Raw genomic sequence first — 23,243 nt, 5'->3', positions numbered from 1 at the left:
GGGGATGTCCAAGATAACGAGACGAAGGGTTCTGCCTCTTTTTAAAAAAGAGTCAGAGAGGAATTCATAGATATTGAATATAGGTTTTAGAAATGAAAATTAGCGAAAATTGGCTTCGCACATGGGTCAACCCTGCAATTGATAGCGATACTTTGTCTGATCAACTGACCATGTTGGGACTCGAGGTTGATGAACTAGTTCCCGCAGCTAAATCATTTACAGGTGTGGTGATTGGTGAGGTTTTAACTGTTGTACAGCATCCTGATGCAGATCGTTTACGTGTCACCACGGTGAATATTGGCTCGGGCGAACCTTTGCAAATCGTATGCGGTGCACCAAATGTACGTGTTGGTATGAAAGCACCAGTTGCAACCATTGGTGCAGTACTCCCAGGTGATTTTAAAATTAAAAAAGGCAAACTTCGTGGTGTTGAATCACAAGGAATGCTCTGTGGCGCTTCAGAAATTGACCTTGAAGATAAAATTGATGGACTGTTAGAACTTCCTGCTGATGCACCTGTAGGCACAAATATTCGAGAATATTTAAATCTTGATGATCATGTTATCGATATCAGCATCACGCCAAACCGTGGTGATTGCTTTAGTATTCGTGGGGTAGCACGTGAAATTGGTGTAATTAACCAATTACCTGTAACCGCACCTGAGATTCAAGACGTTGCTGCTACGCTTGCTGACCAGAAGCAAGTTGTTGTGACAACGGATGGTTGTCCTCGTTACTTAGGCCGTGTAATTAAAAATGTAAATACCAAAGCACCTACGCCAGAGTGGATGGAGCAAGCTTTAGCACGTTCAGGTATTCGTCAACACAGTATTCTTGTTGATATTACCAACTATGTACTTATGGAACTTGGTCAACCGTTGCATGCGTTTGATGGTGATGAGGTTCAAGGTTCAGTGCATGTGCGTCAGGCAAGTGCAAATGAAAAGCTTGTTTTGTTAAATGAACAAGAAATTGAATTGACCGAAGATGTTATGGTGATTGCAGATGATGTAAAAGCATTGGCGATCGCAGGCATCATGGGTGGTTTGTCTTCATCTGTTACAGATGAAACCACTGAGATTTTCCTTGAGTCTGCATTCTTTGCACCATTACATATCGCAGGTCGTGCACGCCGTTATGGTTTGCATACAGATGCGTCACAACGCTATGAACGTGGTGTGGATTTTGAATTGCCTATGATTGCAATGCAACGCGCTTCACAATTGATTCAAGCCCTTGCAGGTGGTGATTTCGGTCCAATTACCGTATCTGAAAAAACTGAATTATTGCCTAAACGTGAAGCAATTGAATTGAATCAAGCGCAAGTCGATCAATTGCTAGGTTATCAAGTTCCTACTGTATTTATTACAGATGCACTGCAACGTTTAGGTTGTAATGTGACTGTAAAAGCTGAAGGTGAATGGATTGTTGTTCCCCCATCACACCGTTACGATATGGCAATTTATCAAGATTTAATTGAAGAAGTTGCGCGTATACATGGTTATGACAATATTCAAATTAGTCTGCCAGTGATTGATGTAAAACTTGCTCAACATCAGGATCAATTTGAACTGACTCAATTACGTCAAACGTTAGTAACACTCGGTTATCAAGAGGCAATTAGTTTTAGTTTTGCAGATTTAAAACTTGAAAAACAATTGAATTCACAAGTAAATCCATTGGCGCTTGCAAATCCCATTTCAAGTGACTTGGCGGTAATGCGTTCAACTCTTCTTTCAAGCTTAATTCCGTGTGTTCAGTACAATATCAATCGTCAACAAAGTCGTGTACGTTTCTTTGAGCTAGGGCTACGTTTTGATTATCAAAACGCGAAAAGTATAGAAGATTTGAAACAGATTCCAACTTTGGCTATGATTGCCGTAGGATCAAAACAAATTGAATCTTGGCATGGAAAAGCTCAAGTTATGGATTTCTTTGATCTCAAAGGCGAGGTCGAAGAAATTTTAGCAGCTGGACGTGTTCAAGTTGAATATGTTCGTTCTGATCGTGAATGGTTACATCCAGGTCAGTCTGCGGAAATTCTCGTGGATGGTAAATCAGTAGGTTATTTAGGTCGTCTACATCCATCTTTGGAAAATGCACTGGATTTGAGCACAACTTGGATCGCAGAGCTCGACCAATCGGCTGTTTTGCAAACTTATGTATCTAATTTTACAGAATTATCACGATTTCCATCGGTTAGACGTGATATTGCGCTTGTAATTAGTGATAAGATTAATGTTAGTGAAATTCAGCAACTTATCGAAAAAACGGGTGGAGAGCTTTTAGACTCTACTTGGTTATTTGATGTGTATACAGGGCAAGGTGTTGAACAAGGTAAACGCTCATTGGCATTTGCATTGTTATGGCAACATCCATCACGTACACTCGAAGATGCTGAGATTAAATCCGGTATGGATCATATTATTCAAGTGTTAGAAGACACTTATCAAGCGACATTGAGGGCCTCATGACAGCATTAACAAAAGCAGAAATGGCTGATCATTTAAGTGAGCTTACGAGTTTAAACCGTCGTGAAGCAAAACAAATGGTCGAGTTGTTCTTTGACGAGATTAGCCAAGCATTAATTGCAGGTGAACAAGTTAAACTTTCAGGTTTCGGAAATTTTGAGCTACGTGACAAACGTCAACGTCCAGGTCGAAATCCTAAAACTGGAGAAGAAATTCCAATCTCAGCACGCCGTGTTGTAACATTCCGTGCAGGTCAAAAATTTAGACAACGTGTGGGAACAGAACAAGAAGATTAATTGGTGCTCTTTATGTCGTAAGATGAAAGCTCTGTAATCTAAAAAGTTTTGTAAGATAAAAACCCTGAGCAATATGCTTGGGGTTTTTTTATTGCAAAAATAAATGCCGCTAGAGTTGTATAAACTAGCTTTGTTGGAATGATTGTGACAAGGATTGATATCGTTTTATCATAATATTAAATGATCAACTGGATTTTTACGTAGACGAAGTTTTAGTTAAAACAAGGCGGGGGAATGTGTTGCAATTGTTGATAAGCAAAGCTCTTATGGCTAATAACTTTAATCTGAGAAAACTCTAAGCGTCTTTGTAAAAACACAAATAAGTAAAAATATTATAGTGTTGGCTAAGATTATCCGATTAGATCGGTTATTTTAAAGGATGATAATAAAAGTAAAATATAGTTCTAAGGGATTCGTGTTAGTACGGTCTAAAGAGGTTTAACTTGAAGGTGATATGGCTTGTTTATGATTAATCCAATTTTAACAAAAAATATAGCAAAAAAAAGAGAACCTAAAAGGTTCTCTTTTCTTGATAACAATCTAAGCGATTATTATTGAGCAGCTGAAGCAGCAGCAGAAGCGTCTGCAGCAGCAGCAGTAGCATCAGATGCAGCAGCAGTAGCGTCAGCAGCAGCATCAGTAGCAGATGCAGCAGCAGCGTCAACAGCAGCAGTAGCTTCAGAAGCAGCTTCTACAGCTTGAGAAGCAGCAGCATTTGCGTCAGCAGCAGCTTCTTCAGTTTTTTTAGCACAACCAACGAAAGCTAAAGTAGTAGCAACTGCAGCAGCAATAGCGATTTTTTTGAATAACATGGCATCACTCTCATAAATTTAATTGAGACAAAAAACCCAAGTTAGCCTGTTTTTTGCTTTTTGCATGAGCAGTCTAACTGGTATGCGAATATGCTATCACTGCGCATTTTGAATTGCTACTGTTAATCTTAAAAAAACTGACCAAATTGATGAAAAAGTGATGTTTTTTTAACAGTATTTTACAATCAAGTTGCACTTTTAGATTGGTTTGTTGATAAATAAGCTATTAATAAATATAAAAAATATTGGTCCGTAATTTATATATTTAAATATTTGCAATGTTCTGTAACGTTGAGACTCGGTGATTGTATATTTATGTAAATAATGTCAACCAAATAAAAAGGCTACTATTAAAGTAGCCTTTTTAAATACTTATCGAATTAGTTTGCAGCTTTACGTTTCATTTGATCAAAGAAATCATCATTTGTTTTGGTTTCTTTCATTCGATCTAATAAGAATTCCATCGCCACTAATTCATCCATAGGATGAAGAAGTTTACGAAGAATCCATACTTTACGCAGATTTTCTTCGTTCATGAGACGCTCTTCACGACGCGTACCCGATTTTTTGATATTCATTGCTGGGAAGACGCGTTTTTCAGCAATACGGCGATCAAGAATGATTTCTTGGTTACCTGTACCTTTGAATTCTTCGTAGATCACTTCATCCATTTTACTGCCTGTTTCAATCAAGGCGGTAGAAATAATGGTGAGAGAACCGCCTTCTTCGATATTACGTGCAGCACCAAAGAAACGTTTAGGGCGTTCTAAGGCATGTGCATCAACACCGCCCGTAAGTACCTTGCCAGATGAAGGAACAACCGTGTTATAAGCACGTGCTAAACGTGTAATTGAGTCAAGTAAGATTACAACATCTTTTTTGTGCTCTACCAGACGTTTGGCTTTTTCAATCACCATTTCAGCAACTTGTACATGGCGAGCTGGAGATTCATCAAATGTTGATGCAACAACTTCACCACGCACAGTACGTTCCATTTCGGTCACTTCTTCAGGACGTTCGTCGATCAAAAGTACAATCAAGAAGCATTCAGGATTATTACGCACAATAGATTGAGCAATGTTCTGTAATAACATTGTTTTACCCGCTTTTGGCGGTGCTACGATAATTGAACGTTGACCTTTACCAATGGGTGCAACTAAGTCCACTACACGCGCTGTCAAATCTTCAGAAGAACCATTACCCAATTCCATAACCAATTGCTCAGTTGGGAAAAGTGGTGTGAGGTTTTCAAATAAAATTTTATTGCGTGAGTTTTCAGGAGTGTCATAGTTAATTTGATTAACTTTTAATAATGCAAAGTAGCGTTCACCTTCTTTAGGTGGGCGAATCGTACCTGTAATCGTATCACCCGTTCGTAGATTGAAACGACGAATTTGTGAAGGACTAACATAGATATCATCCGGACCTGCAAGATAAGAACCTGCAGCGGAACGTAAAAAGCCGAAACCATCAGACAAAATTTCAAGAACACCATCACCAAAAATTTCTTCGCCATTCATTGCATGGCGTTTGAGGATGGCAAAAATGATGTCTTGCTTACGATTACGAGCCATTCCTTCAAGGCCCATAAACTCAGCAATTTTAATGAGTTCGCCGATCGGTTTTTTCTTGAGTTCAGTTAAATTCATAAATGGTCAGATTGAATAAGGATGTGTGGAACACAGATAAAGAGAAAAGAAGCAAAAGTCGCCAGCAGTGTAATAGGTGAGTTGAAGTTGTATAGACACAAAAACAAACTCAGAATCTATGTAGTTCTTTCGAGGAGAAATATGTAAAACAATTTCTGTTGCCGAACGGCGATCTTATGTGTTGTCCTTTAAGAAACAGGAAGAGAATCCTAATGTTCCTTGAGCATGGAATATAAGTTAGATCAACAAGTTTGTCAAATTATAGTCGAAAAAAAATACGCTAGAAAATCAAGCGTATTTCTCATTTTCCTAGATTTATACAAATAATGTATAAATTCAGCAAATTAAATATTTTCTTCAATGAATGCAGTTAATTTAGATTTTGGCACTGCACCAATCTGTTGAGCAACAACTTCACCATTTTTAAACATCAATAACGCTGGAATGTTACGAATGTTATAGTTGACCGCAGTTGCTTCACATGCAGTCACATCAACTTTAACGATTTTAACTTTACCTTCAAATTCAGTTGAAAGTACTTCAAGAACGGGTGCAATCGCTTTACACGGTGCACACCAGCCAGCCCAGAAATCTACGATTACAGGGATATCAGATTGAAGTACATCTGCATCAAAGTTGTCATCAGTGGTATTTACGATATTGCCAGACATGGATTTTGCTCCAAAATATTTTAAAGATGAATCTATCTATGGATATAAGTATTACATAGTCATCTTTAACAATGTAGGGGGATGCTTAAATTTTCATTCTAATTTGTGAGTTTGTCCAATTGATGCTCACGATATTTACAATCGGATCTTTAGAAAATCAGTGAAACTGTCACATAATTGTCATATATGCTGAAAAAATAATGACTCATCAAATTGTCTAAATAAATGGCTTTTAAAAAGCGTGTATGTGAATTAATCTAAGCAACAATTCAGTATGAGTTTGTATAAATAATGTCTGATTTTTTGATTGATGAAGAATTACTTGCCGCGATTGATATGGGGTCAAATAGTTTCCATTTGGCAATTGCTCGTGTGGATCATGGTGAAGTTAAGAAAGTTGCTTCTATGTCAGAAAAGGTTCAGCTTGCGGCTGGATTAGATGAAAATAAAAACTTAACAGAAGCTGCACAGCAACGAGGCTTGGCTTGCTTAGCGCGTTTTGTTGGACGTTTAAGTTCAGTACAGCCCACTCGCCTCAGAATTGTAGCGACAAATGCGCTACGTCAAGCTAAAAATGGGCATGAATTTATTCAAAAAGCAGCTGAGATCCTGCCAAAACCCATCGAAATTATTGCGGGACGAGAAGAAGCCCGACTTATTTACTTGGGTGTATCGCATACTATGGTCAATAGTGGTCGTCGTCTGGTGATCGATATTGGTGGTGGATCTACTGAATTGATTATTGGTGAAGAGTTTGAGCCGATTCATACCGAATCTTTACAAATGGGCTGTGTTGCTTTTACTAAAGCCTATTTTGCCGAGGGCGATATTAATAGCAAGGCTTTTGATAAAGCTGTGGTTGCTGCACGAAAAGAATTGTCTTCGATTGCAAATACCTATAAAGCTGCGGGTTGGGATACTGTGGTCGGTTCTAGTGGAACCATCAAAGCGTGTCGTCAAATTGCTGTCAATATGGGCTGGAGTGATGAGCAAGAAAATCTTACTCGAGAAGGTTTAGAAAAGTTAAAAGATAAATTGCTGAAATTTAAAAATATTTCAGATATGGAGTTTGAAGGCTTAAAAGAAGACCGTCGAGCTGTATTACCTGCGGGTTTAGCGATCCTTTATGCTGTTTTTGAAGTCTTGAATATTGATAAGCTGGTATATTCTGATGGGGCATTACGTGAAGGTGTAATGTATGACTTATTAGGCCGTTTCCAACATGAAGATATTCGGGATCGTAGTGTACAGGCAATGATGGGACGCTATGGTGCAGATGCAAAACAAGCTGAGCGCGTCGTAGAAACAGCACAACATTTGTTTAATGCCGTGGCCAGTACATTAAATTTAAACAGTGATGATAGTGATCTTTTGCGTCGAGCTGCTTATTTGCATGAGATGGGCTTAGCCATTAGCCATAGTGGTTATCAAAAACACAGTGCTTACTTATTACAACATTCAGACATTCCTGGTTTTTCACAAATTGATCAAAACCATTTGTCACATTTGGTCGCTCATCATCGTCGTAAATTGCGAGTAGATGCCAAAGTAGAAGTGCTAAAAGTGGGCGGCAACAAGCTTGTGTACTTGTGTTTGTTACTCCGTCTTGCTGTTTTACTGAATCATAGTCGTAGCGATGAGATGCTTCCTGCCATTGAATTGGCGGTAGAGAATGAGCAACAATGGCAACTCAGCGTTTCTGGTGATGCCAAACAATGGCCATTGCTGGTTGCAGATTTGCATGATGAGCAAGTGCAATTTAAGCATTGGGACATTGAATTGAATATTCAGTCGGAACAGTTTATCGATTAACTTAAAGGTTTTGTGATGATGGAATGATCAATCATTTCATATCACTTAAACCTAAACTTCCGATGCGTAATCCATCGGTGAATTAGGGATAATACTCGACTTATGAAAAATAAAGCTGCTCAATCTCAAGCTTGGAAAACGGTTCAAATTGCACGTCACCCTGAGCGTCCGCAATTTTTGGATTACGTAGGCGAAATCTTTACTGAATTTGATACCTTGCATGGTGATCGTCTATATGGTGATGATGGTGCAATGGTGGGTGGTTTGGCCCGTTTTAACGGTCTACCAGTGATGGTTGTGGGTCAACACCGTGGTCGTAGTACGCGTGAAAAATTACAGCATAACTTTGGGATGTGTAATCCTGAAGGGTACAGAAAGTCTCAACGCTTACTTGATATGGCGGAACGCTTTAACCTTCCTGTATTTACTTTTATCGATACGATGGGGGCATACCCTGGTATTGGTGCTGAAGAGCGTGGTCAAGCGGAAGCAATTGCAACAAGTTTGGCGCAACTTTCAAGCCTTAAAGTGCCAGTGATTGCGACAGTTTTGGGTGAAGGCGGTTCTGGTGGTGCTTTGGGGATTGGTGTTGCTGATCGCGTCATTATGCTTTCGCACAGTATCTATTCTGTGATTTCTCCTGAGGGTTGTGCATCGATTCTATGGAAAACTGCGGATAAAGCTGAACAAGCCAGTGAAGCACTTGCATTAACTGCCAATAAACTGAAAGAAATTGGCATTGTTGAATATGTGGTTGATGAGGGTGATGGCGCTCATTTGCATCCTTTTGAGGTTATGGAAAAACTTAAGGATGTGTTAAAACAAGCGCTTGATGAATTACAGCCAATGACTGCGGAAGAACGATGCGAAGCACGTTATCAACGTTTAATGAAGTTTGGCAGCAACAATTTAGGTCTTGCTTCTTAAAACAGTATTCTCAATTTCCTGAAGATACCCGTTTCTTAATCGGATGTAGCGGCGGTATGGATTCCATGCTATTGCTACATCTGATGGCACAGCTTTTTCCTGAGCGAATTCGTGCAATTTATGTCAACCATCAACTGCAAAAAGTCAGTGATGAGTGGGCTGATTTTGTTGCTCAACAATGTACAACGCTTAATATTCCTTATATTCTTCAGCCAGTTCAAGTCGCTCAAGGCAATCTTGAGAATCAAGCACGTGAAGTGCGTTATCAGGCTTATTTTCAGCATATAGATAAAAATGAGGTATTGGTTCTTGCTCACCATCAGCAAGATCAGGCCGAAACGTTAATGTTACGCTTGTTGTCAGGTGCGGGGGTTACAGGTCTATCAGCAATGCAATCCATCGATCAGCGCGATCAATTGCTGATCTGGCGGCCTTTACTTGATACTTCCCGTGAGCAGATTTGCCAATGGGTTGAGCAACTGAAAATCGATTATGTGGATGATCCTTCTAATTTAGATATACATTATGACCGTGCATGGTGTAGACATGAACTTTGGCATATTTTGCAAAGTCGTTATCCTAAAATGCAGCAAGCATTGGCACGTACTAGCTATTTAATGCAAGATGCTGATGAAATTCTCAATGAGGTAGTACAGCAGGATTTAAAGTTCTGTGGTCATCCTACACAATTGGATTTAGCCAAATTGGCATCACTTTCCCCTGCTAGACAGCGGCAACTTCTCTCAATGTGGATGAAAGGTGAAGGGACATATCGCCCAGCTTTGGACATGGTGCAAAGGCTACAAGATGAGGTAATTGAATCTAAGACAGATGCGCAAGCCGCTTTACATTGGAATCATTTTTATTATTTACGCTATCAAAATCAGCTTTACCGAATTGAGCAAAACCAATATTTAGCGTCAAAATCTAAACAATTGCCTCAAGAACAGGAAGTTCAATTTCAGCTTCATCAACAACTACAATTCACATCTGGTGTGTTTCAGATCGAAAGCTCTAAAATGGGCCTGGCTTTTGCACTGTTCAATCATAAGCTAACATTAAAGCCGCGTTTAGGTGGTGAAAAAATTCATCTTTATGGCAGAGTAGGTGCTTGGCCTTTGAAAAAAGCTATTCAAGAAGCACATATTTTTCCGTGGATGCGTCATACAATTCAAATATTAAGTGTAGATAATGTTATGCTTGGTGTGTTTACACCAAATGGTTTTTGGTTGGCGCAATCTGAATATTGTGAAGTGGGTGGATGGCAACCAAATTTAATCTCTGAGTTAAAAAACTAAGGTCGAGCGTGATTCATGAGTGCAGCGTTAAATTGTAATATTACTTTTATTGGTGGTGGGAATATGGCACAAGCCCTAATCGGTGGCTTGTTGAGTCGTGGATTACCTGCAACACGTATTACAGTTTCTGACCCCTTTGAAAATATTCGACAATTGCTACAAGAAAAAGATGTGCATGTGACTGACGATAATATCGCAGCAATTAAAAACGCCGATATCGTTGTTTTTGCTGTAAAACCTCAAGTTTTGGGTGGAGTGCTTAAACCATTAAAAGGTTTACTCGAAGATAAATTATTGATCTCAATTGTTGCAGGTGCTGAAATTCAAACAATTTCAGACTTAACGGGTAGTGAGCGTATTGTTCGTGTTATGCCGAATACACCTGCTTTGGTTCAAACTGGTGCACATGGTATTTTTGCTCAAGAAGAGGTCAGTGTTAAAGACCGCGAATTGGCAACACAAGTACTTGCTTCGACAGGTTTAACGATCTGGGTGACTTCTGAAGCGCAAATTGATGCTGTGACTGCTGTTTCTGGTTCAGGCCCTGCATATTTCTTCTATATGATGGAAAGCATGATTCGCGCTGGAAAAAATATGGGTTTAGATGAAAAGGTTGCGACCGCTTTAACTTTACAGACAGCACTTGGTGCAGCACAAATGGCAATTACCAGCTCAAATGCGCCATCGGAATTGCGTAAAAATGTGACTTCTCCAAACGGTACTACACAAGCTGCTTTAGAAGTATTTGATCGTGCTCAAATTTCTCAAAATATTCAGACAGCTTTAGCTGCTGCGCAGAAGCGTAGTCAGGAACTGGCTCAAGAATTAAGTGACAGCATTAAATAATTATTGATTTTTAGGAACGTTCCAGTATGGGTGCAAATTCTGCGCAAATTTTTGGCATTATTATTAACGTAGCGATTTTGCTCGTATTCTTTCGTTTTTTAATGCAATTGGCCATGGTGAGTCCATACAATCCAGTGGTGATGTCGACAGTCAAAGCGACAAAAATTGTGGATATGTTTGGTCGAATTTTTCCGCCTTTAGCCAAAGGGCGAGTAAATACAGCTGCATTAGTTTTGCTGGTGGTGTTATATCTGCTTAAGATTTTTGGAATGATGTACTTGCAAGGTGCAATACCTAATAGTCCTGTACATTTGATCATTCTAACTTTTGTAACCATGATCCAAGACCTGATTCGTTTTTGTCGCTATTTAATTTTTGCGACCATTATTCTTAGTTGGGTGGTGATGTTTACCCAGTCGAGATCACCTTATATTGAAGTGATTCAAGAGCTTGCCGAGCCATTATTGGCGCCGTTCCGCCGTATCATGCCAAATATGGGAATGATTGATCTTTCTCCAATTCTAGCGATTTTGGCATTGATCATTGCTGAAAAAGTTATGGATTATGCTGCGATTGCGTTGTTAACAGGCCTTTAACTTACCAGTTTAAATAGCAAAAGGACTCAATAGAGTCCTTTTTTTGTGAGTATTAAAAATATAATATTGAGTATGTTTTCAACAAAAGATGATCTCTCCCTAACTTTTTCTAGAAAGTTAGGGAATAGTCTAAAGGCTTAATGTGCTTCACCCCAATTCTTGCCTTGACCGACTTCAACAACTAAAGGTACCGATAAGGTAACGACCTTTTGCATCACATCTTTAATCTGTGCAGCCAATTTATCTGCAATAGCCTCATCAACTTCAAACACCAATTCATCGTGTACTTGAAGTAAAAGTTTCGCCTGATTTTGAGGTAAGATTTTATTGACTTCAATCATCGCCATTTTAATAATTTCAGCAGCAGAGCCTTGGAGTGGGGCATTAATCGCAGCACGTTCCGCACCTTTACGCACCATCATATTTCGAGCATCAATATCTGGTGTATATAAGCGACGACCTGTAATGGTTTCTACAAAACCTTGTTCCAGTGCGACTTGGCGGGTACGTTGCATATACTCATAGATACCCGGATAACGGTGGAAGTATTGCTTAATATAGTTTTGCGATTCTTCACGAGTAAAGCCCAGTTGACGAATCAAACCAAACTCAGACATACCGTACAATAAACCAAAGTTAACAGCTTTCGCTTGGCGGCGTTGATCAGAGGTCACATTTTCTAGCGCGACACCCAAGACCTCAGATGCTGTACGACGGTGTACATCTTGCCCATTTTGAAAAGCATCAACTAAAGCATCATCTTGTGAGAAATGCGCCATTAAACGTAATTCAATTTGTGAATAATCGGCTGCCAAAAGTACACGACCTTGAGGTGCGATAAAGGCTTTACGAATCTGACGACCAATTTCCTCACGTATCGGAATGTTCTGTAGGTTTGGATCGGTTGATGACAAGCGTCCTGTTGCTGTTAATGCTTGATGGTAACTGGTATGGACGCGGTGGGTATCGGGATTGGCTTGTTTCACTAAGGCTTCGGTATAGGTACTTCTAAGCTTAGTTAAACCACGATACTCAATGATTAGTTCAGTAATTGGATGATCGATTTTTTCTAAAACTGCTTCAGAGGTACTGTATTGTCCCGTTGCGGTTTTTTTGCCACCTTTTAAGCCTAATTTTTCAAATAAAACTTCACCGACTTGTTTGGGTGAACCGACATTAAAAGATTCGCCTGCAATTTCGATAATTTGATTTTCAAGATTTTGAATGGTATTGGCAAAGTCTACACTGAGCTGATCCAAGAAGCTTAGATCAAGTTCTATCCCATTTTCTTCCATGGTTGCCAAAACACTGGCTACAGGCATTTCAATGTGATGTAAAATATTGATCAGTTCAGGAATTTCTTTCAGCTTACGTTCCAGAACTTCATATAGGCGGTATGTGACATGTGCATCTTCTGCTGCATAATGTCCAGCGGTTTCAATCTCGATTTGATTAAAGGTCTTTTGTTTTGCACCTTTACCTGCAACTTGTTCAAAAGTTGTGGTCAAATGGCTCAGATAAACGCGCGCAACATCATCCATACCATGGCGTGTTGTCACTGCATTCAATACATAAGAGGCCAGCATGGTGTCAAAATACCAACCTTGTAAATGAATACCGTGATTTTCAAAAATATGCGCATCATATTTTAAATGATGTCCAATTTTTTCAATACTTGGATCTTCAAGAATCGGTTTGATTTGCTGAATAATCGCATCGCGATTGAGTTGCTCAGGAGCACCTTCATAATCATGTGCTAAGGGGATGTAATAAGCATCATTGGCATCAAAAGCTACTGAAAAACCAACCATTTCAGCAATACGATAATCTAAGCTTGTGGTTTCAGTGTCAATTGCAAAACGTTTTTCTGTGCTTAAGCGTTGGAAGAGCTTATCCCATGCTTCTTGACTTAAAATAGTATGATAAGTGGCTTCACCAAGACGGTCATCAACACTTGAACTTGTGGCTTGATCTGTAATTTCACTTTCAACAGGTTGTTCGGTTTTACTAATACTTTGAGTTGTTTGTTTATAGGCGGGGCTATTTGGATTATTGGGATGATCAAGCGATTGTAATTGATTACGGAATTCAAGTTCAGTATACAAACTACGCAATGCTTCAACATCAGGTTCACACAGCTTTAAATCATCATAGGTCAAACTTAAATCGAGATCGATAACAATACTTGCTAATTGATGATCAAGCGTAATTCCTTCAACATTGTCTTTTAAACTTTGTCCAACTTTACCTTTGATATTATCAACATTTTCCAAAATACCAGCAATCGTACCATACTCATTTAACAGTTTAGCGGCAGTTTTTGCACCTACACCCGGTACGCCACGAATACCATCAGAGGCATCACCCATTAAGGTTAAATAATCAATAATTTGATCTGGGCGGACGCCAAATTTTTCGATTACACCATCGACATCCATCGGTTTGTCTTTAAAACTGTCTTCAAGGGTAACCTTATCAGTGACCAACTGGGCCATGTCTTTATCACCCGTAGAAATCAAAACTTGATGACCAGCTTTTTCAGCACGTTTTGCCAAGGTTCCAATAATGTCATCAGCTTCAGCACCAGGAAGCGTATGTAATGGAATACCTAAAGCACGGATCAAGGCATGCAAATAAGGAATTTGTTGTGACAATTCTTCTGGCATGCTTGGACGGTCACCTTTATATATCGGTGACAGCACATGACGAAAGGTGGGTTCAGGTGTGTCAAAAATAACCGCCATATGTGTTGGTTGCACACGACGCATCAGTTTTTGAATTGCAGAAATTGCCCCACGAATCGCATTGGTCTGTAATCCAGTTGATGTGGTTAAAGGTGGGAGTGCATGAAAAGCACGAAATAAAAAGTATGACCCATCGACCAATACAAATGGTGGCATTGATATTTTCCTAATTCAAATAACCGCTTTATTGTACGTGATTTTTTACGCTTGCGAAGATGCAACAGTCATCCTTGTGTTACTGAATATCTGATGAATTCACATAATCATTAAGCAAGGCTGTTGTATTATCGAGTTACTCAGGATCGAGAAAGATGAAATATGCTCAAAGGGCAGAGTGAAATTCGTATCATTTGGTTAATGATGTTGATCATTATTGCAGTCAGTGCATGGTTTTTGGATGCACGAATATTGACATACATCAGTGGTTTAGCATTTGTCATGAGTGTGATGCAGTATGTTGATGCGATTCAAGATCCATTGCAAGAGATTGCACAGCAGACATTATTTCCATTACAAAGCACTTCAAAAGTGCCTTTGTATATTTCTTCGATTGTTGCTGTTGTAGGGCTAACACTGCATTTGAGCTGGATGGTTGGTTTAGGTCTCACAGCTTGGATTTTCTTTTTCTTACGCTGGTTACGCCGTTTAGAGCGTTATTTAACTCAAGTACAATTACAAATTCAACATTTGAACTTTTCAGAACATACATCCCCAGATTTAAACCATCCGCTATCGATTAAACAAAGTATAGCGATGAATAAAGACTCTTCCCTGAACTTAATGGGACAAATTCGCCAATGGATTTTTCAAGGAAATCCTGTTTTAAAAGTTGCGATCTTGGTTTTGGTGATTGGCATTGTGTTATTGCTACGTTTTGCGACAGAGCATTGGCAATTAAGTTTAGCAGTCAAACTTTCAATCGTTGCTTTGTCCAGTGGAGCAATCACCACATTGGGTGTGTTGCTACAAAATAAAAATCGTAGTTTTGCCTTAGCAATAGAGGGGTTGGGGCTTGCTGGATTATTTTTAACCTTATTCTTTGCCTATTACAATCAGTTGCTTCCGAGTCTTTATCTGGCAAGTTTATGTTTTGCTGTAATTATGGCATTGACACTGAGTTTAAGCTTAAAGCAGCAAAGCGTGGAATTGGCATTGATGGCAGTCCTTATCGCATATATTGCGCCATTTACGTTGCCTGTGCGAAATGCAACGGTAGCAGAACTGATAGCTTATTATTTAGTGATTAACATTGCAATTGCTGTACTTAGTACCTTAAGACCTTGGAAATATTTAAATCAGATCGGATTTTTAGTGACAGTCATCATTGGTGGTGGTTATGCGTTCTATTATGGGTATAGTCAAGAAAAACAGTTACTCACGATACTCATTTTTGCACATCTCTCCGTATTCATTTGGCTTGGTTTTCGATTCAGTCAATTGATCGCCAAACAGGACCTGGAGCAATTTAAACTTAAACCCAGTTTAGATGTTGCGTTGATTTTTGGGGCACCGATAATTGGCTATTTATTTATATATTTAATGTATTTTCACCAAGAGCTTATCCTTGCTGGATTTAGCCTTGGTTTTGCTGTGGTGTTTGCAGGAATTTACCAACTTTCTAAACGTAATCAATCTATTCAACTGATTTCTCAAAGTTATTTTAGTTTGGCATTGATCTTTATTGCTTTAATTCCACCGATTCTTCTGCATGGTCAGTGGAGCGTGGTGGGTTGGGCTGTTGAAGGCTTATGTATTTTTGGCTTTGCTTTATATCGACAATCAGTGATCAGTCGTTATATGGCGATAGCCTTGTTGATTGTTGCAGGTTGTTCAAGCCTTTATTACTTATTTGAATTGCCTGATTTTCCAACCACGATGTATTGGTGCTTAAGTTTAAGCTATATCGCTGTGGTGTTATTGGCAAATAGTCGTGATGATTTTCGCAAACAGATCAGTTCAGTAACGACCTTGTTTTTAAGCCTGCTGATGATTTCTGCAACCACGATGATTCTTGCATTATTGCTTGATCACCTAGAGGGAGAAAATCGATATATATACACTGTATTGATTGTGGTTGTCGCTTATCTGTTGATGAATGAATTGATGTTGTGGCTAAAGGCTCGATCAACATGGTTGATTTCAAAATGGATTGGGGTAATTCCTGTCTATGTATTTACACTCATTTTATTATTGGATATTAGTAAAGATGGCATGTTGCTATGGACTAGTGATATTGAACGATGGGGGATCGCAGTTTCAGGTTTAGTGCTAGCGGCAGTATGGTTAAGACCTGCAAAAGGGATACAGTTTGAAAGTGAATGGCTAAGTTTAGGTGTTTTAGTTAGTTTAAGTCTAAGCAGTCTTAGCTTGATTGCAACGATGCCTTATATCAGCGTAGTCATTTTACCTTTAGTGTTTTGTGGATGGTGTTTCTTTCAGAAAAAATCAGAATGGACGATGTTCTGGCAGACGCGAAGTAGTTTATTACTGATGCTGATTTGGATGATTTGTTCTCAGCTATTTTCACAGCAAGCATTTCAAGGATATTTATTACCAATCTTAAATCCATTTGATTTGGTTAGTATCGCCATGTTAATTGGTTTTTTCTGGATGCTGTATCTTCAATTTAAGCAAGGTATAAAGCAGGGAATAGACCATGGGATACTTGCTGTTCTGTGTGTTTTAAGTTTGTTGTGGCTGAGTAGCTATATCATTTTAAGAGCTTTACATGTGTATTTTGCTACACCTTATAATCAACTTAGTCTATGGCAAGATGCCACTACACAACTGAGCTTAACCTTGCTTTGGGTGAGCTTAGCTTTTATCGCAATGAGCTTTGCCAGTCGTAAGTTTTTACGTCCTTTATGGATTTTAGGGGGGAGTATTTTGGTGATTGTCACCTTAAAATTGGTGCTATTTGATTTATCACATATTGGAACATTAACTCGAGTGGTTTCTTTCTTGGGGGCGGGTTTTGTGATGCTGATTATTGCTTATATTGCCCCGATTCCTGATCAGAAAAATTTAAATCATTAATTATGGATTGAGTGATAATTTAGGTTGTTCAGTTGAAAGCAAAATAAAAGAGGCATTTACTATATAGTAAATGCCTCTTTTTAAGTTTAAGTATTGAGATACTTAAAGAATTTCAATTGCTAGAGCAGTCGCTTCACCACCACCAATACAAAGGGCCGCAATCCCTTTTTTACCGCCAGTACGTTTTAAAGCATGAATTAAGGTCAAAATAATGCGCGAACCTGTAGAACCAACAGGATGACCTAGGGCACATGCACCACCGTGAATGTTGACTTTTTCAGCGTCCAGTTTAAATTCATCGATTGGGCACATAGTGACCATCGCAAATGCTTCATTGATTTCCCATAAATCAACATCTTGAACATCCCAACCGGTTTTATTCAGGACCTTTTGGATTGCACCTACAGGAGCAATGGTAAACTCAGATGGATGCTGTGAGTTTGAAGCATATGCAACAATTTTTGCTAATGGTTGGAGCCCTTTTGCAGCAGCATGATCCGCAGAAGTTAATACAAGTGCAGATGCGCCATCTGAAATTGAGCTGGCATTCGCAGCCGTGATAGTTCCATCTTTGGCAAATGCAGGACGTAAGGTAGGAATTTTTTCGATATTGGCATTAAATGGTTGTTCATCTTGATCAATAATAACATCGCCTTTACGGCTTGAAACCGTCACAGAAACGATTTCATCTTTAAACCAACCTTCAGTAATAGCTTTTTGTGCACGCTGTAAAGAACGAATCGCAAAATCATCCATTTGTTGACGTGTATAGCCTTTTGTATTTGCCATATCTTGTGCAAATGAACCCATTAGGCGACCCGTTTCAGCATCTTCTAAACCATCAAAGAACATATGGTCTTTTACTTCACCGTGTCCCATGCGATATCCGCTGCGGGCTTTAGGAAGAAGATACGGTGCATTGGTCATAGATTCCATTCCGCCAGCAACAATGACGTCTGCCGAACCTGCTTTGATCGAATCCGCAGCTTGCATGACTGCTTTCATCCCTGAACCGCACAGTTTGTTAATGGTTACAGCACCCGTTGTATCAGGTAAGCCAGCTTTGCGCATCGCTTGACGTGCAGGACCTTGTTTTAAACCAGCAGGTAATACACACCCCATAATGACTTCTTGTACATCGTTTGGTTGTAATCCAGCACGGGCAATGGCTTCTTTAATTGTCGCAGCACCTAAGTCAGGTGCAGTCAAACTGGTCAGACTTCCTTGAAAACCACCCATAGCTGTACGGGCACCATTAACAATTACGATGTCAGTCATTGTTCTATCTCCAAATGATTATTCTGTGAATATATCCAAAACCTAAGCAGTATATAAAAAATAGTGTAAGAATAAAGTCTAGGTATTGAATATATGCTGACCGTAGAGAACAGTTTTTAACATTCGGGTCGTGGTCCTAAATTTATAGCTCCCATTCGTCCGATTTTGTATCGTTTATTATTTTCGACATCATATTGACTGCAATAATAGAAACTTCCAGGTGAACCTCTGGGTAGGCCAGTATCACCTTGTAAAGTTAACGCATCTCTACTGCTTGCACTTCCAATCCAGCTCAGTGTGCCATATTTAATTTTATTTTCAGTTTTTAGGAGTATGTGGTCTCCAGCATCAACCTGTTTATTTTTATTTTTATCTGTAAAAATAAGTAATCCTTTATTCCATTTGTCTTTTTCACATTGAATTAAATCTTCAGATGAACAAATGACCACAGTTGTATGTCGGACCAAAGCTTGACTTCTTGCATAAGAAACATGTTGCTGTATTTGTGCTGAAACAGCCCTAATCTCTTGTTTCTGCATCCAATTATGATAATGCGGTAAGCAGATTAAGCTGATAATTGCAATAATACAGATTATGGTAATTAGTTCGAATAAGGTAAGACCTTGCTCTTTACAATAAAAATACATCATTAGGTCTTCTGTTAAGTCTTGTTTTTTATTTGAAAAATAATGATTTTTCTATTAAATTTAATTGAAATGTTAACGTAGTAAAATATTTATTACTATCGGTTTCTTTTACTGCTAAAATGCATGTAGCAAAAAGATAAGCGATCCACGCAAAAAAATTGAGTAAAATGTTACCGAATTACAACGGAAATTGTAAGTAATTTTGTCAATAATTTACTTGATTAAAGTTATCAAGCACTTGGAAAAAGCCTCAAGTGTTTGTATGATTCAACGTGAGTAGCTTAAAAATAATACTGGGGTATTAAAATTTATCTCAGGATAGCCAATAAATTTTAGGCTAAGCTTGAACAACAATTGTTATCTCTGGAGGATATCCATGAAATTGAGTCGTATCGCACTTGCTATGCTTGTTGCTGCTCCATTCGCTGCTGCTAATGCTGGTGTAACTGTTACACCTTTACTACTTGGTTACACTTTCCAAGACTCTCAACACAACAATGGTGGTGATAAAGGCGAGTTAACTAACGGCCCTGAATTACAAGACGATTTATTCGTTGGTGCTGCACTTGGTGTAGAACTTACTCCATGGTTAGGTTTTGAAGCTGAATATAACCAAGTTAAAGGTGACCTTGACGGTACTGGCGTAGCTGGTTCTGAATACAAGCAAACTCAAATCAACGGTAACTTTTATGCTACTTCTGATTTGATCACTAAAAACTATGACAGCAAAATCAAACCGTATGTATTGTTAGGTGCTGGTCATTACAAGTATAAACTTGATGACATGTCTTACCATAACAACGAAGAAGGTACTTTAGGTAATGCTGGTGTTGGTGCTTTCTGGCGCTTAAACGATGCTTTATCTCTTCGTACTGAAGCTCGTGGTACTTATAACTTTGACGAAAAATTCTGGAACTATACTGCTCTTGCAGGTCTTAACGTAGTTCTTGGTGGTCACTTGAAGCCTGCTGCTCCTGTAGTAGAAGTTGCTCCAGTGGTTCCAGTTGCTCCAACTCCAGTTGAACCAGCTCCACAAGTTCTTACTGAAGATTTGAACATGGAACTTCGTGTGTTCTTTGATACAAACAAATCAAACATCAAAGATCAATACAAGCCAGAAGTTGCTAAAGTTGCTGATGCGTTAACTACATTCCCGAATGCGACTGCTCGTATTGAAGGTCATACAGATAACACTGGTCCACGTAAGTTAAACGAACGTTTATCTTTAGCTCGTGCTAACTCTGTTAAATCAGCGCTTGTAAGCGAGTACAACATTGATGCATCTCGTTTGTCTACTCAAGGTTTCGCTTGGGATCAACCGATTGCTGACAACAAAACTAAAGAAGGTCGTGCTATGAACCGTCGTGTATTCGCGACAATCACTGGTAGCCGTACTGTAACTAAATAATCCTTTATTTAGTGAATAAAAAAGCGACTCAATTGAGTCGCTTTTTTATTTAAAGTCCTTATAATTATAGAATATTTAAATAAAACTGAATCAGAAATTAATAATTACAGGTTAACGATGAAATATATCATTTTAGGACTGGTACTCATGGCATTAAATGCCTGTACGTCGACATCAATAAATCCAAATCGTGTCTCAATCCAAAAACAATATCCAAATGAAGTGAAGTCATTGAAAAATGGGCTGTCTATATATTTTCAACCGAAATCGATAGATATTGAAGCTGAGTATAAACCCGCTTTGTCTGTTGCTTCAAAATTATTGAAAGACAATAAAAATTTTGTTCTCTACATTGAAGGTCATACAGACAGTACAGGCTCTTTGGCTACAAATAATAAAGTATCGTTAACACGCGCAAATATTGTGAAAGATTTTCTATTAAATGAATATCAAGTGAATCCAGAGCAATTGATTACACTTGGTTTAGGACCAATAAAGCCAATTGCTGATAATAAAACGGCAGAAGGTCGAGTAAAAAATAGACGGGTAACAGTGACTTTAAAAATTAAGTAATTTTGATAAAGCATCATAATTCAATTTTATAACGTTATAATTGTTGATTGTGATTTCTACAAGTTTGAAAATTGAATGAGTGTACAACTGCCTAAAGCCTTATTAGACCTAGAATCAAATTGCGGTATTTTTGCTGTTTGGATGTTATTGCAAAATTACTCAATTCAGTTAGATACTCAACAGCTGGTTAAACTTTGTCATCACGATGCAGAAGATGGTACTTTTACGATTGGCTTAGCTGTTGGGTTGAAAAAATTAGGTTTTGATCTCGCTTTTTATACAGATGAAGACTCAAATATTCATGAAAAAGAAATAGTCCGTTATCAAGACGCGAAAAGGTTAGAGTTGCAGATCAGTCCAGCGCTAAGCTATGAAGAAATTCAAGACTATACTGAACAAGGGTGCAATATCATTGTTTTTTATGACACTTTAGAAGGCATTGGAAATCATTCGTTGGTTTATTCGATAAATGATCAGGAAATTTGTTTCTATGATAATTTTGAAGCCATGCCGAAAGCGGTCTTTGAGCAACAACGGCTAGCTGAGGGAATCTGTCAGCAAGTGATTGTGATTTATCCCGATATTCCACCTGTACGTTATTGTTAATCCAATTAAAAATGTGAATCTCAGTAAATCGAAATTTACTGAGATTTGTGATAAAAATTGAGGGCTATTTCGGCTTTAGCCTTTAATACACAATACTTGTTTTAGTGTATGGACCACATCAATCAAATCATTTTGATTGGCCATAACTTGATGAATATCCTTGTAGGCACTTGGAATCTCATCAACCACACCTTTATCTTTACGGCACTCAATGCCTGCTGTTTGTGCAATTAAATCTTGCTGATTAAACAAATGCTTGGCTTTAGAGCGACTCATTTTACGTCCTGCGCCATGTGAGCATGAACAAAACGAATCTGGATTACCTTTGCCTTTAACAATAAAAGATTGCGCGCCCATTGAACCGGGGATAATCCCATATTCATCGAGCCCTGCACGAATTGCACCTTTACGTGTAACAAAGACATCTTCACCAAAGTGAAGTTCTTTCTGTACATAATTATGATGACAATTAATCGCTTCTTTGGTCATTTGAAAACTTGGTAATAAAGGGCGGATCGCTTCTAAAATTAAACGCATCATCTCACGTCGGTTTTCAAAAGCATATTCTTGTGCCCATTCTACAGCTTCCACATAATCATCGAAATTCGTTGATCCTTCTGCAAAGTAGCTCAAGTCTTTATCAGGCACGTGACCAAAACGATGCTGCGCTTCTTTCTTGGCACGTTCGATAAAGTAAGTACCAATCACATTCCCTAAGCCACGACTACCTGAATGTAGCATGATCCAGATATCTTCATTTTCATCAAAACACAATTCAATAAAGTGATTACCACCACCCAGGGTACCGAGTTGCTTTTGCCATGTAACATCAAAACTGCGCAACATACGTTTTAAAGCAGGGTGTTTATCTGTAATTCGCTGGAGCTTTTTATCTAAGGGTGAAAGTGTAGAAGCCTTGGCTTTGATTTGTTTGTGCATTTCAAAGCCGACAGGTACTTTTCTTTCAATAGCATTGCGTAAAGTACTTAAATTATCGGGCAACTGGGATGCTTTTAGACTAAGTCTTAATGCATTCATACCGCAACCGATATCCACGCCAACCGCAGCAGGAATGATGGCATTCTTGGTTGGAATAACACTTCCCACTGTTGCACCTTTACCTAAATGTACATCTGGCATGACTGCGATATGCGAATGAATAAATTGTAATTGTGCCATTTTTCGCAATTGCGTTAAGCTTTCTTCATCCACATCTTTTGTATAAATTTTTACAGGAACGCCATATTCTGCTTTGGCGTTTAAAATCATTTGTATGCTCATTTTTTTTCTCGAAGCAAATTTTTTATTGTCCGAAGGTGGTTAAAATTCTATTGTCAAAGCAATGATCTATTCAGATTTTAAAGACAATAAAAAAACCTAGCGAATGCTAGGTTTGACTGACATTCGGACACTTTGATTAATTCAGTGCCCGTGAGTAGACGACTGCTTAATCTTACTTTAAAGTTTTCTCAAATTGATGCATGTCGTACTCCTATATTTTTTGATTTAAAATCAAGGGTGAAAATTCTGATTGAACACTATCCAATGGGCATCATTCTATAAATAAAAAAAA

18 protein-coding genes are annotated in these 23,243 nt (G+C 38.6%); 11 read left to right on the top strand and 7 right to left on the bottom strand.

The features are described from left to right. The first annotated feature begins 92 nt into the window (after positions 1-92). Positions 93-2,474, top strand: coding sequence for a phenylalanine--tRNA ligase subunit beta (pheT, locus tag WFN33_RS12000; protein WP_336953368.1), 2,382 nt, complete (start codon positions 93-95; stop codon positions 2,472-2,474). Continuing rightward, complete coding sequence (locus tag WFN33_RS11995; protein WP_004723042.1) at positions 2,471-2,767, top strand: integration host factor subunit alpha; 297 nt, start codon at positions 2,471-2,473, stop codon at positions 2,765-2,767. The genes pheT and WFN33_RS11995 overlap by 4 nt, the downstream gene beginning before the upstream one ends. Positions 2,768-3,318: 551 nt before the next feature. On the opposite strand, the gene WFN33_RS11990 is transcribed toward WFN33_RS11995, so the two are convergent. The 3 genes from WFN33_RS11990 to trxA all read right to left on the bottom strand — a co-directional run bounded on the left by WFN33_RS11990 (position 3,319) and on the right by trxA (position 5,899). Beyond that, positions 3,319-3,579: a hypothetical protein gene (locus tag WFN33_RS11990; protein ID WP_034609976.1), complete on the bottom strand. Its 261-nt coding sequence runs from the start codon at positions 3,577-3,579 to the stop codon at positions 3,319-3,321. Between the two features lie 380 nt (positions 3,580-3,959). Beyond that, positions 3,960-5,228: a transcription termination factor Rho gene (gene rho / locus WFN33_RS11985; RefSeq protein ID WP_336953367.1), complete on the bottom strand. Its 1,269-nt coding sequence runs from the start codon at positions 5,226-5,228 to the stop codon at positions 3,960-3,962. Positions 5,229-5,572: 344 nt separating this feature from the next. Beyond that, entirely contained in the window at positions 5,573-5,899 is a 327-nt protein-coding gene (trxA, locus tag WFN33_RS11980; protein WP_004723035.1) for a thioredoxin, read from the bottom strand. A 291-nt stretch (positions 5,900-6,190) separates the two neighbouring features. Here trxA and ppx point away from each other — a divergent pair, with 291 nt between their 5' ends. From ppx to WFN33_RS11955, 5 genes are all read left to right on the top strand, one after another. Next, complete coding sequence (gene ppx / locus WFN33_RS11975) at positions 6,191-7,711, top strand: exopolyphosphatase (RefSeq protein WP_336953366.1); 1,521 nt, start codon at positions 6,191-6,193, stop codon at positions 7,709-7,711. Between the two features lie 102 nt (positions 7,712-7,813). Further along, positions 7,814-8,638 (top strand): acetyl-CoA carboxylase carboxyltransferase subunit alpha, encoded by an 825-nt coding sequence (locus WFN33_RS11970; protein ID WP_336953365.1) that lies wholly within the window; start codon positions 7,814-7,816, stop codon positions 8,636-8,638. After that, on the top strand, positions 8,575-9,936 hold the full coding sequence (gene tilS, locus WFN33_RS11965) for a tRNA lysidine(34) synthetase TilS (RefSeq protein ID WP_336953364.1): 1,362 nt from the start codon (positions 8,575-8,577) through the stop codon (positions 9,934-9,936). The genes WFN33_RS11970 and tilS overlap by 64 nt, the downstream gene beginning before the upstream one ends. A gap of 15 nt (positions 9,937-9,951) precedes the next feature. Then, entirely contained in the window at positions 9,952-10,782 is an 831-nt protein-coding gene (proC, locus tag WFN33_RS11960) for a pyrroline-5-carboxylate reductase (protein ID WP_336953363.1), read from the top strand. Between the two features lie 26 nt (positions 10,783-10,808). Beyond that, positions 10,809-11,378: a YggT family protein gene (locus tag WFN33_RS11955; RefSeq protein WP_004723028.1), complete on the top strand. Its 570-nt coding sequence runs from the start codon at positions 10,809-10,811 to the stop codon at positions 11,376-11,378. A gap of 137 nt (positions 11,379-11,515) precedes the next feature. On the opposite strand, the gene polA is transcribed toward WFN33_RS11955, so the two are convergent. Then, entirely contained in the window at positions 11,516-14,278 is a 2,763-nt protein-coding gene (gene polA / locus WFN33_RS11950) for a DNA polymerase I (protein ID WP_336953362.1), read from the bottom strand. 162 nt (positions 14,279-14,440) lie between these two features. On the opposite strand from polA, the gene WFN33_RS11945 reads away from it, so the two are divergent. Then, on the top strand, positions 14,441-17,158 hold the full coding sequence (locus WFN33_RS11945) for a DUF2339 domain-containing protein (protein WP_336953361.1): 2,718 nt from the start codon (positions 14,441-14,443) through the stop codon (positions 17,156-17,158). 102 nt (positions 17,159-17,260) lie between these two features. On the opposite strand, the gene WFN33_RS11940 is transcribed toward WFN33_RS11945, so the two are convergent. Both WFN33_RS11940 and WFN33_RS11935 read right to left on the bottom strand, forming a co-directional pair. After that, entirely contained in the window at positions 17,261-18,436 is a 1,176-nt protein-coding gene (locus WFN33_RS11940; RefSeq protein ID WP_336953360.1) for a thiolase family protein, read from the bottom strand. A gap of 116 nt (positions 18,437-18,552) precedes the next feature. Next, complete coding sequence (locus tag WFN33_RS11935) at positions 18,553-18,975, bottom strand: GspH/FimT family protein (protein WP_336953359.1); 423 nt, start codon at positions 18,973-18,975, stop codon at positions 18,553-18,555. Between the two features lie 484 nt (positions 18,976-19,459). Between WFN33_RS11935 and omp38 the strand changes: the two genes are divergently transcribed. From omp38 to WFN33_RS11920, 3 genes are all read left to right on the top strand, one after another. Continuing rightward, a complete protein-coding gene (gene omp38 / locus WFN33_RS11930; RefSeq protein ID WP_056514838.1) occupies positions 19,460-20,491 on the top strand; it encodes an outer membrane protein Omp38 in 1,032 nt (343 codons plus the stop codon). 117 nt (positions 20,492-20,608) lie between these two features. Further along, positions 20,609-21,064, top strand: coding sequence for an OmpA family protein (locus tag WFN33_RS11925; RefSeq protein ID WP_336953358.1), 456 nt, complete (start codon positions 20,609-20,611; stop codon positions 21,062-21,064). A gap of 75 nt (positions 21,065-21,139) precedes the next feature. Further along, positions 21,140-21,670, top strand: a complete 531-nt coding sequence (locus tag WFN33_RS11920; protein ID WP_336953357.1) for a cysteine peptidase family C39 domain-containing protein — start codon at positions 21,140-21,142, stop codon at positions 21,668-21,670. Positions 21,671-21,745: 75 nt separating this feature from the next. Here the strand turns inward: WFN33_RS11920 and WFN33_RS11915 are convergent, their stop codons facing one another. Continuing rightward, complete coding sequence (locus WFN33_RS11915; RefSeq protein WP_336953356.1) at positions 21,746-22,951, bottom strand: RtcB family protein; 1,206 nt, start codon at positions 22,949-22,951, stop codon at positions 21,746-21,748. Positions 22,952-23,243 lie beyond the last annotated feature (292 nt).

The organism is Acinetobacter sp. AS167 (genome assembly GCF_037152175.1).
Classification (GTDB): Bacteria; Pseudomonadota; Gammaproteobacteria; order Pseudomonadales; family Moraxellaceae; genus Acinetobacter.
This window is presented reverse-complemented; position numbering and strand designations above follow the sequence as displayed.

Bases quoted from the DNA above. Each gene is read 5' to 3' on its own strand.
- WFN33_RS11915 (WP_336953356.1), bottom strand. From the start codon at position 22,951: ATGAGCATACAAATGATTTTAAACGCCAAAGCAGAATATGGCGTTCCT.
- WFN33_RS11935 (WP_336953359.1), bottom strand. From the start codon at position 18,975: ATGCAGAAACAAGAGATTAGGGCTGTTTCAGCACAAATACAGCAACAT.
- trxA (WP_004723035.1), bottom strand. From the start codon at position 5,899: ATGTCTGGCAATATCGTAAATACCACTGATGACAACTTTGATGCAGAT.
- polA (WP_336953362.1), bottom strand. From the start codon at position 14,278: ATGCCACCATTTGTATTGGTCGATGGGTCATACTTTTTATTTCGTGCT.
- pheT (WP_336953368.1), top strand. From the start codon at position 93: ATGAAAATTAGCGAAAATTGGCTTCGCACATGGGTCAACCCTGCAATT.
- WFN33_RS11995 (WP_004723042.1), top strand. From the start codon at position 2,471: ATGACAGCATTAACAAAAGCAGAAATGGCTGATCATTTAAGTGAGCTT.
- proC (WP_336953363.1), top strand. From the start codon at position 9,952: ATGAGTGCAGCGTTAAATTGTAATATTACTTTTATTGGTGGTGGGAAT.
- WFN33_RS11990 (WP_034609976.1), bottom strand. From the start codon at position 3,579: ATGTTATTCAAAAAAATCGCTATTGCTGCTGCAGTTGCTACTACTTTA.
- ppx (WP_336953366.1), top strand. From the start codon at position 6,191: ATGTCTGATTTTTTGATTGATGAAGAATTACTTGCCGCGATTGATATG.
- WFN33_RS11940 (WP_336953360.1), bottom strand. From the start codon at position 18,436: ATGACTGACATCGTAATTGTTAATGGTGCCCGTACAGCTATGGGTGGT.
- WFN33_RS11970 (WP_336953365.1), top strand. From the start codon at position 7,814: ATGAAAAATAAAGCTGCTCAATCTCAAGCTTGGAAAACGGTTCAAATT.
- WFN33_RS11945 (WP_336953361.1), top strand. From the start codon at position 14,441: ATGCTCAAAGGGCAGAGTGAAATTCGTATCATTTGGTTAATGATGTTG.
- WFN33_RS11920 (WP_336953357.1), top strand. From the start codon at position 21,140: ATGAGTGTACAACTGCCTAAAGCCTTATTAGACCTAGAATCAAATTGC.
- WFN33_RS11955 (WP_004723028.1), top strand. From the start codon at position 10,809: ATGGGTGCAAATTCTGCGCAAATTTTTGGCATTATTATTAACGTAGCG.
- rho (WP_336953367.1), bottom strand. From the start codon at position 5,228: ATGAATTTAACTGAACTCAAGAAAAAACCGATCGGCGAACTCATTAAA.
- WFN33_RS11925 (WP_336953358.1), top strand. From the start codon at position 20,609: ATGAAATATATCATTTTAGGACTGGTACTCATGGCATTAAATGCCTGT.
- tilS (WP_336953364.1), top strand. From the start codon at position 8,575: ATGCGAAGCACGTTATCAACGTTTAATGAAGTTTGGCAGCAACAATTT.
- omp38 (WP_056514838.1), top strand. From the start codon at position 19,460: ATGAAATTGAGTCGTATCGCACTTGCTATGCTTGTTGCTGCTCCATTC.